Below are 17,208 nucleotides of genomic sequence, written 5' to 3'. Positions count from 1 at the left end.
GTACACCGAATCGCCCTCCCTTCACATCCTCGACAGCTACCTGCCCAGCATGAACTGGCACACGGCAGCCCAGGTTGGCGTTAGCCCACCATCGCCGCCAGCACTTCCACCGCCTGTCGCATCTGCGCCTCGGTATTCAGCAGATCCGGGCACAGGCGCAAGCCAGCAGCGCGGGCATCGCCATTGATACCGGCAGTTTTGAGCTGGCTCGCCAAGGCCATCGGGTCTGCATGAGGAATCGTAATGAAGGCGCCAGCCTCCTCCCCCACACCAAAATGGTGGATGCCATGGGTGCTCAGCAGGTCCGACAGGTAGCCCTTTTGCTGCAAGGAGTAAGCCCTCAACCTAGCCACGCCCATTGCCGTCACCAAGGCCAGACCTGCGCGGGCCTGATAAAAGCCTAGCGGATTGAAAGTCGATTCCAGCCAGGCATCTCCACCAGCAGCGAATTCTGGCGGCATGGGCCGCCGATAGGCAAAGGGCTCACGTTTGGCAAACCAGCCAGTATCCAGTGTGGTGTGGCCCGCATCCAGCATGGTTGGCGACACATACAGCCAGCACACGCCTGGCCCGCCACGCAAATACTTGTAGCTGCCAGCGATCGCATAGTCCACGCCCAGCGAGGCCAGGTCTAGCGGCAGCACACCATAGCCGTGATACACATCAAGCAGTACCCGCACGCCACGTGCATGGGCTGCAGCAATCAGGCGGGGAATATCCTGCAGGACCTGCCCACTGGCAAAGAACACCTGCGACACCACCACCAGATCCATGCCATCGAGCCTGGCGATCAGCTCATCCACCTGTATCAGGCCTTGCGCATCCGGTGCCACCCAGTGCAGTTCGGCACGCCCCTGGGCGGCATACTGTTTCAGGATATGGTCTATGGAATCGAATTCGGCCTCGGTGCTGAGTACGCGCGGGGTGCCGGCGTAGCTATTGAGCACAGCCCGCAAACCCTGGCCCGCGCTGGTCTTGGGCACGATGCAATCGCCACGCGCCACCCCCAGCAAATTGGCCGTCGCCGCCCGCCAGGCTTCCATCTCTGACCACCATGGCCCCCAGGCATCATCCAGCTGTTCAAACCAGGTAGCACTGCCTTCCGCCATGTCCGCCGCAGTAGCATCCAGTGGCCTGCCCAGTGAGTGATTGGCCAGGTAGATCTCGTGGCTGTCTCGAGCCAGCACCTGCTTGAACAAGGGGTGGATATGCGCGGTCAGTGCCGGTTCAGACAATGGGCCATCGCCCAATGCGGCGACAGCATGGGCAATGTGGGTGTGAGTGGCAGTCATTCGGGCTCCGATATAGAACCAATACCGGCAAAGCAGGGATACACCATGCCGGCATCGCAACAGCCGCCAGCCAAGATCAACTGTTCGTCATCCCACCTTAGGGATGGCACGAATACAAGACAGCGCTGGCGGCTACGTGTAAGAGCCTGTTCAATGTCTTTTCGCCGCGCGCCGCCCCGCTGGGCTGATCTGGAAAATGGCCAGACACAAGGCGTGGTGCGCAGGCAATAACAAGTTATTGCCAAGCGCCACAACGCAGTAAATGGGCGTTTTCCAGATCAGCGACGCGGCGAAAAGACATTGAACAGGCTCATAGCCGCCATGCTATACGGAATGATGCAGACTATGCACGGGGAGTGCGTGGGGCATGCCATAGTCGCGCGCCTCTTCCCCCCAAATGCCTACCAGGCTGACATCACCGGGCAAGGCTGCGGCACTGAGCGATTGCTGTATCGCATTGCCGGCGATACTGGTATCGCGCAAGGCCGGTTCAGGCAAGGGTGTACCTGCCGGCGTGAACAGGCTGCATATCCAGGGCGTATCCAATTGCTCGCCCTGGTCGCATACCACCCCTATCTCGCCACTCGCCAGTTGCACGACCGTACCCAAGGGATACAAGCCCATGGCGCGAATGAAGTAGGAGGCAATCTGCACATCGTAGTACTCGCCATGGCTGATCAGCAGATCCCGCAGCACTGCCCTGGATTGGCCGCCCTGCCTCGTCTCTGGATGATCGGCGTGAAAACAGAACAGATCCGCCAGTGCGATCAATTGCGCCGCGTCCGATACCCCACGCTCACGCAAACGATGGGCCGGATCACCTCCTTCACGCAGAATATCGGCCTGGCGCGCGCTTTCCAGCCAGCGCTGATCATGCACGCCCAGGCGTGGCAGCAGATCACCCAGATCAGGCTGACGCAAGGCAAGTACAGATGACAACGTGCGCGGTGCCGCCTGTACGTCGAGTTGCAAGCTCAAGGCCGCCGCCAGCAAAGGCGCTTCAGTTTCCTCCAGCCCACCCATGCCACGCCATACTCGTAGCACCACGCAAGCGGTGTAAATGGCCTGCCGGGCAGCATGCGGGCCATCACGGCACAACATCACCATAGCAGTCGTCACATCGCGATCACGCTGCCAGGCCTCTTGTACCATATCTACAACCGCTAGTATCTCGGCCGAAAAATCACGGCAGGCGGCAGGGTTTGCCAGCACCGGCGCCAAGGTGGCAATCGCATGGTATATCAGTTGTCTTGCAGTTCTGGGTGGCTGCTGCCACAGCAGGAGTTCGTCCACATACAGTCCGGCGGCTAGCCAGCGAGCCCAGGCAGGCTGTGCTTGCGGCACGCTCCCCATCGCCAGGATGCGGTGCCCGGTGTGATCCAATACGTCACAACCCAAAGGCAAGCTCGCATCCAGCTCATCAGGGCGTATCCTGCGCATGATCCATCCTCCGCTCTAGTCGCCGCAGATTAACGATCAAGGCACACGGCCTTTGCGGCTTTCTTTTGGTGATGCCTCGTTCAAATCGAGTAGTTCGAGTAATCAATGGGGCTACTGGTCGCCTCCGGCCTGCCCAATGATTGCGAAGCCAGACGGAAGTCTCTGGCTTCACCGCCCCAGATGGCTTCCATGTCGATCGCGATATCCACATCCATGCTGCTCAAGGCATCCTGTATGGCCAAGCCGGGCTGATGGGTATCTCGCCGCAGTGGCGGCGAGTGTGCGGAGCCATCGACGGCCAGCAAGGCATGCACCCAGGGTGCATCTACCCGCTCGGTACGACCGCTGACCACGCCTATCTCGCCATTGGCCAGCCTGACTAGGGTACCGATGGGGTAGACCCCCAATGCCTTGATGAAGTAGGCCGCTAGGGTCACGTCAAAGTGCCGCCCGCGCTCTATAAGGACATCCCGCAAGACAATCTTGGTGCTATCGGCACGGCGATAGCCGCGCTCGCTTACCCGGGCACAGAAAAGATCCGCCAACCCGACTATCTGTGCAGCCGGCGATATCTGCTTGCCCTGCAGATGGTGTGGGTAGCCGCTGCCATCTATGGCTTCGTGATGCTCGGCCACCGCGCGCAACCAGACTTCGTCGTCTACACCCGCGTTGCGCAAGCGCTCCGCACCGGCCAGGGGGTGGCAACTCACCCGCACCTGCTGCGATGGCGTCAATGCCTCGGTTTGCCTCGCCAGCATGTCCTGCAAATCCAGCATGCCGATGTTCATGGTCAGTGCCGCCGCCAGCACCGGCAAGCGCTCCGGTGCCTGCGGCCCCATGGCACGCAATACACCGGCCGCCACGCAGGCAGTGTTGACAGCATGTCGCACCGCGTAGCGACCGCCATGGCGCAACACCACGGTTGCCATGACGACACCGGCCCCCTGCTCCCAGGCGCTATCTATCTGGCGGGCGATATTGAGCACCTGCGCGGCAAAATCGGCTGGTGGTTGGGGTTGCCTCAGCAGCACGGCCAGCAGGTAGTACGCATGCAGCACCTGCTGCATGGCGGACTCCGGTGGCTGATGCCAAGTCTGGGTAGATTCGATGTAAATGCCGAGCTCAAGCAGCCGATCCAGTTGCGCCTGAGTCTGTATATGCCCGCCTTCGGCAAGCAACAGGATGCCTTTGTCGTTGTAGACATTCCATTGCAGCGGCTGTCCTACGCTGATATCGCCATGTCGGATACGGCGCTGGATCATTTCCTCTCTCCAGCAGGGGCAGTGCGCCAAGCGCGTCACCACCCTCACCCGCGGCCGATTTATAGTTTGTACGGGTAGCGCTATGTGCTTTACCGCACGCCGGTATGAGGCCGCTTTTTGATGCTAGCTCGTTCGCTATAGAACATGGTCATAACATGCTAATTTTCTTACGAACGGTTATCCCGGTGAATATTAACGGTATTGCAAACGCAACAGATAACCCAGACGTCTCTTTTCTTGCAGACCAGGGCAATGGCAGCAAGGTTCCCGGCGGCTGCGCCGAGCATAGGGCCGCAGCATGCCCCCGCTCAACGCGCAGCCAGCAGTTACAACAAGTCGGTCATAGCACCGAACGGACCTGGAACAATTCTGGGAAAAAGGTCAGCTCCAGCGCCCGCTTGAGGAAAGCGACGCCACTTGATCCACCGGTGCCTTGCTTGAAGCCGATGATGCGCTCCACCGTTTTCATATGGCGGAAGCGCCACAGCTGAAAGGCTTCCTCCACATCCACCAGCTTCTCTGCCATCTCATAGGCAGCCCAGTGATCGTGTGGCTTCTGATAGATGGTCTTCATCACTGCCACCACCCCTTCGCTTGCCACATAAGGCTGGCTGAAGTCACGCGTCAGCCGGTCGGCGGGGACGGCAAAGCCTTGCCTGGCCAGATGCTGCAGGAAGGCATCCCACAGGCTGGGCGCATGCAGGTCGTGCTGAATCTGGGCATAGAGCGCCGAATCGTACTTGAACACCTCGGCCTGGCCTGCATGCTTGTTGCCCAGCAAGAACTCCAGGGTACGGTACTGATAGGACTGAAACCCCGACGACTGGCCCAGCACCGGACGGAATTCAGCGTATTCCGAGGGTGTCATGGTTTCCAGCACGGCCCACATATTGAATAGTTGCTGCTGTATCAGCTTGGCCCGCGACAATATCTTGAAGCAGGGTTCCAGCTCGTCGCGCGCTACATGGCCTACCGCCGCCCGCAGTTCATGTATCAGTTGCTTGAGCCATAGCTCCGACACCTGATGCTGCACGATGAACAGCATTTCGTCATGGTGGGGCGGGTTGGAGAGTGGCTGCTGTGCCGCCAGCAATTGGTCCAGCCGCAGGTAGCCGCCGTAACTGAGCCTGTCGGTGAAATCGGTCTGTATGCCGGCTTCCAGATCGCGTTGGTTTTGCATGGCGTAAGGCCCCTGATTGAAAGGCCGCGATGATGCGCCGGACCAGGCTTGCACTCAAGCTGCGCTGCGACATGGGCGACAACTGGCATGGATACCAGCCCGACAAAATGCCAGACGCTAACCAGTCAGGCGCCATCCCGCCTGGCCTGCTGGGCGTTCTGACGCAAGCCGCCTGCAAAGGCGCATTGCGCTGTCTATAGTGCTGCTTGGCAACAGAAATATATAGCCGTCAACGACGACCCCAACGCCTTGCTTCTACGCAAGCCCAGGGGGTTGCTGGCGGTGCCACAAGCCATTCTGCCATTGGGGAGGTACTCATGATTTACCGTTCCATGTTGATCCGCAGTCTGCTGCTTGGCGCTGCGCTGGTAAGCACGCAACCCAGCCTGGCGCTGGACAAACCGGTTGGGCGCACCGCGCTCACCATCAGCGGCAAGGTCGGCAAGCCCAACGATGGACCCCGTGCGGTGTTTGACATGGCCATGCTGGCCAAGCTGCCACAACAGACCTTCACCACCAAGACGCCCTGGTACCCACAACCGGTCAAATTCACCGGCCCCCTGCTGCGCGATGTACTGGCAGCAGCTGGTGCCACTGGCAGCAAGATCGTGGCGGTTGCCCTCAACGACTACAAGACCGAGATCCCCTTTGCAGACGCCCAGCAGCATGACGTGATCGTGGCGCGATTGATGAACGACAAGCCCATGCCAGTGCGTGAAAAAGGCCCCTTGTTCATCGTTTACCCCTTCGATACCAAGACCGAGCTGCGCGCCGAGATTTACTACAACCGCTCTGCCTGGCAGCTCAACGCCCTGCAGGTGCAATAGCCGCCATCGCCAGCATGTTCCGCGGCAAATACCTGCTACGCCTTATCGTGGCCAGCCTGATGCTGGTCTATATCGCCATCGGCGTCATCCAGTACCACCAGTTCCAGAACATGGGCCAGGTGATGCGGCGGGGTGATGACAACGCACTGTGGGCCTTTCTTCAGCTCAATGTGGAATACCAGCGCTTTGACCATGCGCTGCACCAGCGTCTGTTCGACCCTGCCGGTATGCCGGTGGAGGATCTGCAGCTGCGTTACGACATCCTGGTCAGTCGCCTGGGCGCCATCGAAACCGGCACCGCCAGGACACTGCTGACCGACCAGCCCATCTACAGCAAGGCCGTGTCCGAACTGGCCGCATTTGTAGAAGTTGGCGATCGCTACCTGGGCATGAGCGCCGACCTGCCGATAGACCCATCCGGTATGCAGGCCCTGCGTGAAAAGTTGGGTACGCTGCGAGAGACAGTGCAGGAACTGGCCTATACCGCATCCCGCGTATCGGCCCAGGTGGTAGATGAGCGCAACACCGAAGTCCGCAACCAGGCCATACAAACCACAGCCCTGACCGCTTTTCAGTGCGTGCTGACCTTTCTGCTGGCCATCGCCATGGCCCGGCAGTTCCGCAAGCGCGAAAAAGCCAAGGCCATTGCTCTGGCAGCCCAGGCAGAGCTGGTCGAAACCCTAAAGCGCAATGAAGAGGTGCTGGAGGTCAGGGTAGCCCAGCGCACTGGCGAACTGGCACTCGCGAACGCAGCACTACAGGCGCATGAGGTTGAGCTGGAAGCGGCCCGTGCCCGTGCCGAGGATGCCTCACAGATGAAATCGGATTTCCTGGCCAATATGAGCCATGAGATCCGCACCCCGATGAACGCCGTCATCGGCATGAGTCACCTAGTGCTGGGGAGTGAGCTGACCAGCAAGCAGCGGGACTACGTGGAGAAAATCCAGCGCTCAGGCCAGCACCTGCTGGGTCTGATCAATGACATTCTCGATTTCAGCAAGATCGAGGCAGGCAAGCTGCATGTCGAGAACATTGAGTTCGAACTACACGAAGTGCTGGAGAACGTAGCCAACCTGATAGGCGAAAAATGCGCCGCCAAAGGGCTGGAACTGATCTTCGATATCGACCCGGCGCTACCGAATGACCTGCTGGGTGACCCCTTGCGGCTGGGGCAGATACTGATCAACTACGCCAACAATGCAGTCAAGTTCACCGATAGCGGCGAAATTGTGGTGCGGGCGCGCAAATTGGCCCTGGAAGACGGCACGGTGCTGGCCAGGTTCGAGGTGCAGGATACCGGCATCGGGCTTAGCCCCGAGCAGCAATCCCGTCTGTTCCAGTCCTTCCAGCAGGCAGACAGCTCGACCACCCGCAAGTACGGCGGCACCGGTCTGGGTCTGGCTATCTCGCTCAAGCTGGCGGAGCTGATGGGCGGCCAGGTCGGCGTGGAGAGCGAACTGGGGCACGGCAGCACCTTCTGGTTTACTGCGCGGCTGGGCGTAGGTGTTGCCAAGGTGCGGACCTTGCTGCCTGCCCCCGACTTGCGTGGCCGCCATGTACTGGTAGTGGACGACAACCCGCAGGCACGCCACATCATTGCAGAGATGCTGCGTAGCATGACGTTTGAAGTAGGCGAGGCAGAATCGGGCGCACAGGCACTGAGCATGAGCCAGACAGCGCAGACAGCAGGCCAGCCGTATGAAATTGCCTTTCTGGATTGGAAGATGCCGGGCATGAACGGCTTGGAGACCTATCAGCACCTGGCACTCCAACCCCAGCCCCCCTACCCCGTCATGGTGACCGCCTATGGCCGTGAAGAGGTCTTCCACGAAGCTGAACGGGCTGGCATACGCCTGCTACTGGTCAAACCAGTCAACCCCTCGCTGCTCTTTGATGCCGCCATGCGTGCCCTGGGAGGCGAGGCAATAGATGAGGCACCGCGAAGCAGCACCAATGTAGGCCATACCGACCTATCCACCCTACGCGGGGCACGGGTGCTGCTGGTCGATGACAATGATCTGAACCAGCAGGTGGGCCGCGATCTGCTAGAGGGTGCAGGCCTGGTGGTCGAGGTCGCCGAGAATGGCCAGGTATCGCTCGACATGCTGGAGAAGGCCAGCTACGACATAGTACTGATGGACATGCAGATGCCTGTCATGGATGGCCTGACTGCCACCCGCTTGCTGCGCGAGCGCCCCGAACTGGCCAAGCTGCCCATACTGGCCATGACAGCCAATGCCATGAGCAGTGACAGGGATCGCTGCCTGGAAGCCGGCATGAATGGCCATATCGCCAAGCCCATCGACCCGGATGAGCTGTTCGACATGTTGCTGCAATGGATACCGGCGCGCGCCGCGCCGCTGGTAGCGCCCATCCCCGCCCCGGTGCCTGCCGCGAGTACGCCGGTGTCCGGGCCAGCCAGCCCCGACCCCCTGGCGGGTATTCCTGGGCTGGATGTCGTGGCGGGCATGAAACGGGTGCTGAACAAGCGCCCAGCCTACGAGGGCATGCTACGCAAATTCATCAGTGGGCAAGGGCTAGCGGTAGCGCAAACGCGCGAGTACCTGGCAACCGATCAGCGCGATGACGCCCGGCGGATCATGCATACCCTAAAAGGGACAGCCGCCACTATAGGCGCTCCGGCCCTGTCTGCTCTGGCCGGAGAGGTTGAACAGGCCTTGATGGAAGGTGTCGCGGCTGGCGAGATTGAAACCATGCTGCCCAAAGTTGAGGCCGACTGCCTGGCACTGATTGCCGCCCTCGCCCAAGCCATGCCGGAGCAGGTCGAGACGATGGAGGCCGCCGATGTGGACTGGATCGAGGCCCGACGCTTGATTGCGCAGCTGGACCAGTTGCTGGCCGACGATGACTCCGATGCCATCGAACTGTTCGAAAACCACGCCAGCCTGCTCAAGGCGGCCCTAGGCCCACACTACAACACGATAGAACGCGCCATCAGCAGCTACATCCTGGTCGATGCCCTGGCGGCCCTGCGCGCCGCCAAGGCGCAGACGGCCGCATTGAGCGAGGAAACCGCAGCATGAGCAACCCTTTGGATTTCACGGAAAAACATACGGTACTGGTGGTGGACGACACACCAGACAACCTCTCGCTGATGAGCGGGTTGCTACGGGCCGCCTACAAGGTCAAATTGGCACCTAATGGCGAACGGGCCTTGCAGATTGCAGCGGGTGAAGGCAGACCGGACCTGATACTTCTCGATATCATGATGCCGGAGATGGACGGCTACGAAGTCTTGCGCCGCCTGCAAGCCGACGGTGCTACCCGCGATATCCCGGTGATCTTCCTGACCGCCATGAGCGCAAGCGAAGACGAAAAGATTGGCCTGGACCTGGGCGCAGTGGACTACATCACCAAGCCCATCAACCCAGCCATTGTCCTGGCGCGGGTGCATAACCACTTGCAACTCAAGGTGGCGCGTGACTTCCTGCGTGACCAGAACACCTATCTCGAGGCCGAGGTCGCCAAGCGTACCGAGGAAGTCATCGCCATACAGGATGTCACCATCCGGGCCATGGCTTCGCTGGCAGAAACCCGCGACAACGAGACCGGCAACCATATCCGCCGCACCCAGTTCTACGTCAAGGCCTTGGCGCTGCACCTGCAGCCTCACCCTCGCTTTGCCAGCGAGCTGACCGAGTCAGCCATAGAGTCCTTGTTCAAATCCGCCCCATTGCACGATATCGGCAAGGTGGGCATACCCGACCGCATCCTGCTCAAACCCGGGCGGCTTGATCCCGACGAGTTCGAAATCATGAAAACCCACACTACCCTGGGGCGTGATGCCATTGCCCGGGCCGAAGCCGAGCTGGGGCGCACCATTCCCTTCCTGCGCTACGCCAAGGAGATTGCCTATGCCCACCAGGAAAAATGGGATGGTTCAGGCTATCCGGAAGGCCTGGTGGGTGACGACATACCGATGTCAGCCCGCTTGATGGCGGTAGCCGATGTCTATGACGCCCTGATCTCCAAGCGTGTCTACAAACCCGCGTTCTCTCACGACAAGGCCAGCGACATCATTCGCGAGGGACGTGGCAGTCACTTTGATCCTGATGTGGTGGACGCCTTTCTGAGCATACACGAGACCTTTCGGCAGATTGCCGCACGCTATAGCGATGGCGAGGAAGCGCTGATTGCAGAAACTGAACGGCTGGCCAGCGACTACCCCACCGACCATGTCGAAATCAAAGGCTGAACATGAACCTGAGTGGCTTGAGCATACTGATTGCTGAAGATGATCCACCCATGCGTGCCGCGCTGACGGCACAACTGCAAGGTTGTGGCTTTGGCAGGGTGCTGCAGGCAGACAGCGGCGCCACGGCACTGAAGCAGATGCATGCAGAGCGCGTCCATATCGTGGTCAGCGAGCTCAATATGCCGGACATGACCGGCCTGGCGCTGCTGGAGGCCATGCGCGGCGAGCCGGCCCTGGCAGACCTGCCTTTTGTCTTGATGTCGGGCGGGCTGGACCGGCGCTCAGCCGAGCAGGCAATACGGCTGGGCATCGGTGATCTGGTGATCAAGCCCTTTACCGGCAAGCGCTTGCTGGAGCGCATACTCAAGGTCTTGCAGCGCGATGTCGGCGTGGTGCTTGAGCACGAACACCCCGAACGGGGCACCATCTTGGTGGTGGACGACGCCCCAGAGAACCTGCAACTGGTGGCCAGTCTCTTCCGCGACCAGTACAAGGTCAAACTGGCCCATAACGGTGAAAAAGCAATCGCCATCTGCCAGTCGGACTCCCCGCCCGACCTGATGCTGCTGGATGTGATGATGCCCGGCATGGACGGCTTTGAAGTAGCCGCCAAGCTGCGCGAGCATCCAGCATCGGAACACATGCCCATCATTTTCGTGACCGGATTGACCGACGATGCCTCCCGCGAGAAGGGGCTCTCGATGGGTGCTGTGGACTATGTCTTCAAGCCTGTAGACCCGGTACTGATGAAGCTCCGGGTGCGCAACCTGATGCGCCATGTTGAGTACCAACGCCAGTTGCAGACTGATTTCGACCGCCTGCGCGAGCTCGCCCATCTGCGTAGCGAGATGGACAGGCTGATGCAGCAGGACCTGAAACAGCCCCTGCAAGCCATACTCCCAGGCCTGCGTAGCCTGGCAAGCGCAACTGCGCTGAACCCCGAGCAGCAAGCCATGGCCAGCGCTGCCGAACAGGCCACCAGCCAGACCATAGAGCTGCTCGATCTCTCCAGCGAGCTGCTGCAGATCGAAGCAGGCCAGATGCAACCCAGCATACAGGCCATCCCCATAGGGCAGTTGCTGCGTGATCTCGCCACGCTATTCCGGCAGCGATATGCCGACAAGCCGGTGCTGCTGGCAGTAGCCACCGAGACCACTGGTAGCGCACCGCTGGAAGTGAAGGCCGATGCCACGCTCTGCCATTCGCTGTTCTACAGCCTCTTCAAATATGCCTGCGATGCAGCCCCAGCAGCCGGCGAGGTCGAAATCAACCTGGGCCACCACGGTCCGGTTGAAATCACCCTGAGCATGCCTCATGCACTCACACCAGCTGAGCAGGCCCAGTTCTTCAAGCGTCCCACTGGTAGCCTGGGCAGCAATGGCTATGCCATCCGCACCCTGGCACAGGCACAGGGTGGTGATGCGCGCCTGCTAAGCGAGCCCAGCGCTCCCCCGACTTTGCTGGTCATATCGCTACCGGCCACTGAGAACCAGTCATGAACGCCAGTCATCGCTGGGCGGTGACGGGCTGAGCAGCCACCAGGGATGCCCTGGCGCCAGAGGACGGCGCAGCCTGCTACGGTGGGTTCTCAGAGCCTGTTCAAAGTCTTTTCGCCGCGTCGCGGCCCGCTGGGCTCGCAACCTTGCCGGATGAAGGGCAAGGCCCAAGCCGCGCAGCGGTACGGGTACCGTCAGCGGCTTGCAACGCCGCCACTCGCCGGCAAGGCTGCGAACCCGAAGGGCTGATCTGGAAAACGGCCATTCACTGCGTTGTGGCGCTTGGCAATAACTTGTTATTGCCTGCGCACCACGCCTTGTGTCTGGCCATTTTCCAGATCAGCCCAGCGGGCCGGCGCGCGGCGAAAAGGCTTTGAACAGGCTCTCACAACCACCCTGCCCGTTTGAATCGCCACCACAGCACTACGTCCACCACCAGCATGGCCATCAGGGTAAGCGGGTAGCCCAGGTTCCACTTCAACTCAGGCATATGCTCGAAGTTCATGCCATAGATGCCGGCGAGCATGGTGGGCACCGCAAACAGGGCGGCATAGCCCGCCAGCTTCTTGCTCACGGCAGATTCATCCAGCGAGATCATGGCCAGGTTGACCTGCACCGCCGTACTGGACATATCGCGCAGCGACTCGACCGATTTGACGATGCGTTCCAGGTGGTCATAGACATCGCGATAGTATTCATGCATGCCCATGCATACCCCAGGCACCCGCCCGCCGTACAAATGGGCGATGGCGTCAAGCAAAGGCACTACGGCGTGGTTCACCGTCACCAGCTTGCGTTTGAGCGTGTATAGCGCTTCGATATTGGCGCGTGCCGGATTATCCTCGGCAAACATACGATCTTCTATGGTTTCCAGCTCGCCCTGCAGGCGGTGGATAATGCCAAAGTAACGATCTACCACGGTATCGATCAGGGCATACAGTACATAGCCTGCGCCATGCTGCAGCAGGTGTGGCTCCCGTTCGGTACGTTCGCGCACATTGAGGAAACCAATGCGTGAACGATTGCGGATGGACAAGACGAAGTTAGGCCCGACAAAGATGGCTACCTCCCCCTTCTCCAACAAGCCGGCTTCATCCATGTCCAGCACATGCAGCACACAGAACAGCGTGTTGCCATACTCCTCAACCTTGGGCCGCTGATGACCATTGCGGGCGTCCTCCACCGCCAGTTCGTGCAGGCCGAACTCCACCTGCATTTCAGTCAGCTCTTCTGCTGTGGCATCCTTCAGTGCTACCCAGACAAAGCAATCAGGCTTACCCACGTATTCGCTGATAGCGGCCACCGGCAAATCAGCAAGCTTATGACCAGCCTGGTAGGCCGCGCAGTTGATCAGCATATTGTTCTCCGCTATTACCCACTTTGAACAGGCTCTGAGCCATCCCAGTGTGGCGATTTCAGCCAGACGCACAAGCGTGGGCTGTACGCGGATACAGCAAGCTTGTGCAGCAACGGCAGCAGGTTTTGTCAGCTGCTTATCAATCATGAAAGCCTGCCTCGGCAGGCATAGCAAGGACCGGCCTATGCAATACATCGAAATCGCGCTGGCGGCACAAAAGCAGATTGCCCTGGTAGCGCACGACAATATGAAAGCCAACCTGCTGGATTGGGCACGTACCCACAAGGCAGAACTGGCAAGCCATACCCTGTACGCCACGGGTACGACCGGTGGTTTGCTGGAGGCTGAGCTGGATCTGCCGGTAGCCCGCTTCCAGAGCGGACCACTGGGCGGCGACCAGCAGATTGGTGCCGCCATTGTCTCGCGCCAGATTGATTGCCTGATCTTCTTCTGGGATCCGCTCGAACCCCAGCCCCATGACCCTGACGTCAAGGCCTTGCTGCGCATGGCCGTGGTCTGGAACATACCCATGGCTTGCAACCGTGCCACCGCAGACTTCATCATCAGCTCGCCGTTGATCTCGGCCGCTTATCGCCGCAGTGTCCCCGATTACAGTGCCCACCAGGCCCGTACCATCCCCAATTGAGACTGGAGAAAACCATGCGCACTCGCCGCTACCTGCTTACCCTGCTGCTCACCGCTGGCCTGTTCGCCCAGGCGGAGGGGCTGGATAAGCTCAACAACAAGGATGCCGCCAGCGGGCTCAAGGAAGCACTGACCCAGGCTGCCACCGTGGCGGTAGGGCAGCTCGGCAAGGCGGATGGTTTTCTGGGCAACAGCGAAGTGAAGATTCCCCTACCGGACGGCTTGCGCAAGGCAGAAAAACTGTTACGTACCCTGGGCCAAGGCGAGCGTGCTGACGAGCTGGTCACCAGCATGAATCGCGCTGCCGAAAAAGCCGTACAGGAGGCCAAGCCGGTGCTGGTCGACAGCATCAAGAAAATGAGCTGGCAGGACGCCAAGGGTATTCTGACGGGAGGCGACACAGCGGCGACCGACTACTTCCGGCGCACGACCAGCGAAGCGATCAGTGCGCGTTTCAAACCTATCGTGGAAAAGGCCACCGCCAAGGTGAAACTGGCCGAAAAATACAATGCCTACGCCGGCCAGGCGGCCCAGTTAGGCCTGATCAAGCGTGAGGACGCCAACCTCGACAACTATGTCACCCAGCGTACGCTGGACGGACTCTTCCTGATGATAGCCAAGGAAGAAAAAGCCATCCGGGCCGATCCGATGGGCCAGGCCAGCAAATTGCTGCGCAAGGTTTTTGGTGTTCTGTAACCAGCGCTGCAGACTACCCGCCAAGGGATGTCCTTGCCCCTGTTGGGTATTGCCCGCCATTTATCCGCGCCTATGGCAGCTCGTCGCGGTTTAAGCGGTTTGCTGATGTCATTTTGCTATAGTCGCCCCCTTACCCGGCCTGGCCGGGCATCAAGAGGACGATAAGATGAAGCGGCTCACCCGCCTGGTACTACTCAGCCTGCTTGCCACCCAGGCACTGGCAGGCCAGGAACCCCTGCCCATGCGTTTGCCCGACAATGTACGCCCGCTGGCCTACGATGTCGCGCTCACCCTGGATCCAGCACAGCCCCGGCATAGCGGCACCGTCACCATAGAGGTGGACGTGCTGCATCCCAGCAAGACACTGCGGCTCAATGCAACCGGCATTGCCGTACGCTCTGCCCTGCTGGAGCTGGGCGGCAAGACCTACCGCGCCAGCGCCCGCGTGCTGGACGACGACCTGATGGACCTGCGTTTCAGCCAGCCTGTACCAGCCGGCATAGGCCAGCTCAAGCTGGCATTCGACGGGCATATCCAGGACAAGGACGTCTACGGCCTGTTCCGCCAGCATGAGGCCGGTGATTGGTATGCCTTCACTCAGTTTGAATCCACCGGCGCACGCATGGCCTTCCCCAGCTTTGATGAACCTGGCTGGAAAGTGCCCTGGACCCTGTCGCTGACCGTACCCGACAAACTGATGGCGGTGGCCAACACACCCGCCATCAAGGAGAGCCCGGTCAAGCCCGGCTGGAAACGGGTGGACTTTCAGACCAGCAAACCCATGCCCAGCTATCTGGTGGCATTTGGTGTCGGCCCGTTCGACGTGCTGGATGGTGGCAAGGTAGGCAACACGGCACTGCGCTATATCACCCCGCGCGGTCGCGCCGCCGACGCCCGCTTTGCGGCCAAGGTTACACCCGGCATTGTGGCCAAGCTGGAGGCCTATTTTGGCATGCCTTACCCCTACGAGAAGCTGGACAGCCTGGTACTGCCGCTGACCGAGGGATTTGGCGCCATGGAAAATGCCGGCCTGATTACCTATCAATCCGGCCTCTTACTAGCCAAGCCCTATGAGGAAACCACCAGCTTCCAGCGCGACTATGTGGCGGTGGCCGCCCACGAACTGGCCCATCAGTGGTTTGGCAATTACGTCACTATGGCCTGGTGGGATGATCTGTGGCTGAACGAAGCGTTCGCCTCCTGGATGGGTGACAAGATCACCGCCGAAGTCATGCCCCAGTGGCAATGGGACAGCAGCTTGCAATACTCGCGCGCCAAGGCCATGCGAACTGACCGCCTGGCCAGTGCCCGCCGGGTACACCAGCCCATACTCACCAATCAGGATATGGGAGGTGCATTCGACAGCATTACCTATGACAAGGGCCAGACCATATTGGCTATGTTCGAGACCTGGCTGGGCGATGCGCAATTCCAGGCCGGTGTCGGTCGTTACATGAAGCGTCATGCCTGGAGCAACGCCAAGGGCAGCGACTTTATCCAGGCCATGGCGGGCGATCAGCCCGAGGTCGCTGCGGCGTTCCGTAGCTTTATCTCCCAGCCTGGCATTCCCAAGGTCAGCGTCAGCCTGGACTGCAGCGCTGCGCCCACGCTCAAGGTCAGCCAGCAGCGCTTCCTGCCCAAGGGCTCTATGGGCACGCAGGATGCGCTATGGCATATACCGCTGAATATCCGCACACCAGCTGGCCAGACCCGCTTACTGCTCAAGCAGGGCCAGGACAGCGTCAGGCTGCCGGACTCCCGCTGCCCAGGCTGGGTACAGGCCAATGCCGGCGGCACCGGCTACTACCGGGTTGCCTACGCGCCTGGTCTGCTGCACAAGCTGATGACCCAGGGCAAGCCCAGCGACAACGAAATGCTGGCCGACCTTGATGACGCCCAGGCGCTGACGGAATCAGGTGACCTGCCCCTGGCCGATGCCTTGTCATTGGCGGCCTATGCGGCCAAACACCCGCGCCGCGAAGTTGTCGAGGCTGCGGCTACCCTGCTCAAGAGTGCGGCACCGTTGGTGTCTCCGGATCAACAACGTGCCTACGCCGCGTTATGGCAGCAAGCCTTTGGCGAGCGTGCACGGCAACTGGGCTGGCTGGTCAAGGCAGGCGAGAGTGATGCCGACAACCTGTTGCGCGCCAGCCTGCTAACGCAATTGGCCGACTATGGGCAGGATGCGCCGCTGCGCCAGGAGGCCGGGCTGCTCACACGGCAATGGCTTGCTGGCAAGGCCACCCTCGATGTATCGGTGCGTGGCAGCATCCTCAAGACCGCCGCCCTGGAAGGTGACCGCCCTCTGTTTGATGCCTTGCAAGCACGTGTGCTGCAGGCTGTCGATCGCAATGAACGGGAGGAAATCTACTCGGCGCTGGGCAACCTGCGCGAGCCCTCCCTGGCTGAAGCAGCGCGGGGATTGCTGCTGAACAAGCAGCACGACATCCGCGAGGCAAGACGCATGCTGCGTACGCAGAATGACAATCCCGAGCTGCGCAAAGGTGCACTGCGCTTTGTCATGCAGGCGTACAAACCGCTGACACAGCGTTTGTCCAAGGACGGCCCAGGCAATCTGCCACGGGATTTCAACCAGTTCTGTGGGCAGGACGAGGCCCGCGCGGTGGAAACCTTCTTCGGCCCGCTGGCCACGCGCTACAACGGTGGCCCCAACACCCTAAGACAGTCGCTGGAAGCCATACGCCTGTGCGCGGTGTATCGCGATACCCAGCAACAAAGCCTGGCTGCTTATCTCGCGACCTTCAGTTCATAGGCGCTCAAGGACAGGTGTTGGAAA

General features: G+C 60.4%; 12 protein-coding genes. 7 read left to right on the top strand and 5 right to left on the bottom strand.

Features of this window, described 5'->3' with window-relative positions; all coding sequences use genetic code 11:
* Positions 1–80 precede the first annotated feature (80 nt).
* The 4 genes from QWZ03_RS19110 to QWZ03_RS19095 all read right to left on the bottom strand — a co-directional run bounded on the left by QWZ03_RS19110 (position 81) and on the right by QWZ03_RS19095 (position 5,174).
* Complete coding sequence (locus tag QWZ03_RS19110) at positions 81–1,292, bottom strand: aminotransferase class V-fold PLP-dependent enzyme (protein WP_290334217.1); 1,212 nt, start codon at positions 1,290–1,292, stop codon at positions 81–83.
* A gap of 324 nt (positions 1,293–1,616) precedes the next feature.
* Positions 1,617–2,732 carry a hypothetical protein gene (locus QWZ03_RS19105; protein WP_290334216.1) on the bottom strand — a complete coding sequence of 372 codons (1,116 nt, stop codon included), beginning with the start codon at positions 2,730–2,732 and terminating at the stop codon, positions 1,617–1,619.
* 80 nt (positions 2,733–2,812) lie between these two features.
* A complete protein-coding gene (locus QWZ03_RS19100) occupies positions 2,813–3,994 on the bottom strand; it encodes an HD-GYP domain-containing protein (RefSeq protein WP_290334215.1) in 1,182 nt (393 codons plus the stop codon).
* A 340-nt stretch (positions 3,995–4,334) separates the two neighbouring features.
* Positions 4,335–5,174 carry a tryptophan 2,3-dioxygenase gene (locus QWZ03_RS19095; RefSeq protein WP_290334214.1) on the bottom strand — a complete coding sequence of 280 codons (840 nt, stop codon included), beginning with the start codon at positions 5,172–5,174 and terminating at the stop codon, positions 4,335–4,337.
* Positions 5,175–5,491: 317 nt separating this feature from the next.
* Here QWZ03_RS19095 and QWZ03_RS19090 point away from each other — a divergent pair, with 317 nt between their 5' ends.
* From QWZ03_RS19090 to QWZ03_RS19075, 4 genes are read left to right on the top strand one after another with little or no spacing between them, the layout of a single operon-like run.
* Complete coding sequence (locus QWZ03_RS19090) at positions 5,492–6,001, top strand: putative pterin-binding protein (protein ID WP_290334213.1); 510 nt, start codon at positions 5,492–5,494, stop codon at positions 5,999–6,001.
* A 14-nt stretch (positions 6,002–6,015) separates the two neighbouring features.
* Positions 6,016–9,045, top strand: a complete 3,030-nt coding sequence (locus QWZ03_RS19085) for a response regulator (RefSeq protein WP_290334212.1) — start codon at positions 6,016–6,018, stop codon at positions 9,043–9,045.
* Positions 9,042–10,217, top strand: a complete 1,176-nt coding sequence (locus tag QWZ03_RS19080) for a response regulator (protein WP_290334211.1) — start codon at positions 9,042–9,044, stop codon at positions 10,215–10,217. Before QWZ03_RS19085 ends, QWZ03_RS19080 begins: the two co-directional genes overlap by 4 nt.
* 2 nt (positions 10,218–10,219) lie before the next feature.
* Positions 10,220–11,716, top strand: a complete 1,497-nt coding sequence (locus tag QWZ03_RS19075; protein WP_290334210.1) for an ATP-binding response regulator — start codon at positions 10,220–10,222, stop codon at positions 11,714–11,716.
* A gap of 382 nt (positions 11,717–12,098) precedes the next feature.
* On the opposite strand, the gene corA is transcribed toward QWZ03_RS19075, so the two are convergent.
* A complete protein-coding gene (corA, locus tag QWZ03_RS19070; RefSeq protein WP_290334209.1) occupies positions 12,099–13,070 on the bottom strand; it encodes a magnesium/cobalt transporter CorA in 972 nt (323 codons plus the stop codon).
* A 184-nt stretch (positions 13,071–13,254) separates the two neighbouring features.
* Between corA and QWZ03_RS19065 the strand changes: the two genes are divergently transcribed.
* The 3 genes from QWZ03_RS19065 (at position 13,255) to QWZ03_RS19055 (ending at position 17,184) form a co-directional block, all read left to right on the top strand.
* Positions 13,255–13,716 carry a methylglyoxal synthase gene (locus QWZ03_RS19065; protein ID WP_290334208.1) on the top strand — a complete coding sequence of 154 codons (462 nt, stop codon included), beginning with the start codon at positions 13,255–13,257 and terminating at the stop codon, positions 13,714–13,716.
* A gap of 14 nt (positions 13,717–13,730) precedes the next feature.
* Positions 13,731–14,411, top strand: coding sequence for a DUF4197 domain-containing protein (locus tag QWZ03_RS19060; protein ID WP_290334207.1), 681 nt, complete (start codon positions 13,731–13,733; stop codon positions 14,409–14,411).
* Positions 14,412–14,577: 166 nt separating this feature from the next.
* Complete coding sequence (locus QWZ03_RS19055; RefSeq protein WP_290334206.1) at positions 14,578–17,184, top strand: M1 family metallopeptidase; 2,607 nt, start codon at positions 14,578–14,580, stop codon at positions 17,182–17,184.
* The last annotated feature ends 24 nt before the right edge of the window (positions 17,185–17,208 follow it).

The sequence above is a fragment of the Chitinimonas viridis genome (assembly GCF_030409555.1).
GTDB lineage: Bacteria > Pseudomonadota > Gammaproteobacteria > Burkholderiales > Chitinimonadaceae > Chitinimonas > Chitinimonas viridis.
This window is presented reverse-complemented; position numbering and strand designations above follow the sequence as displayed.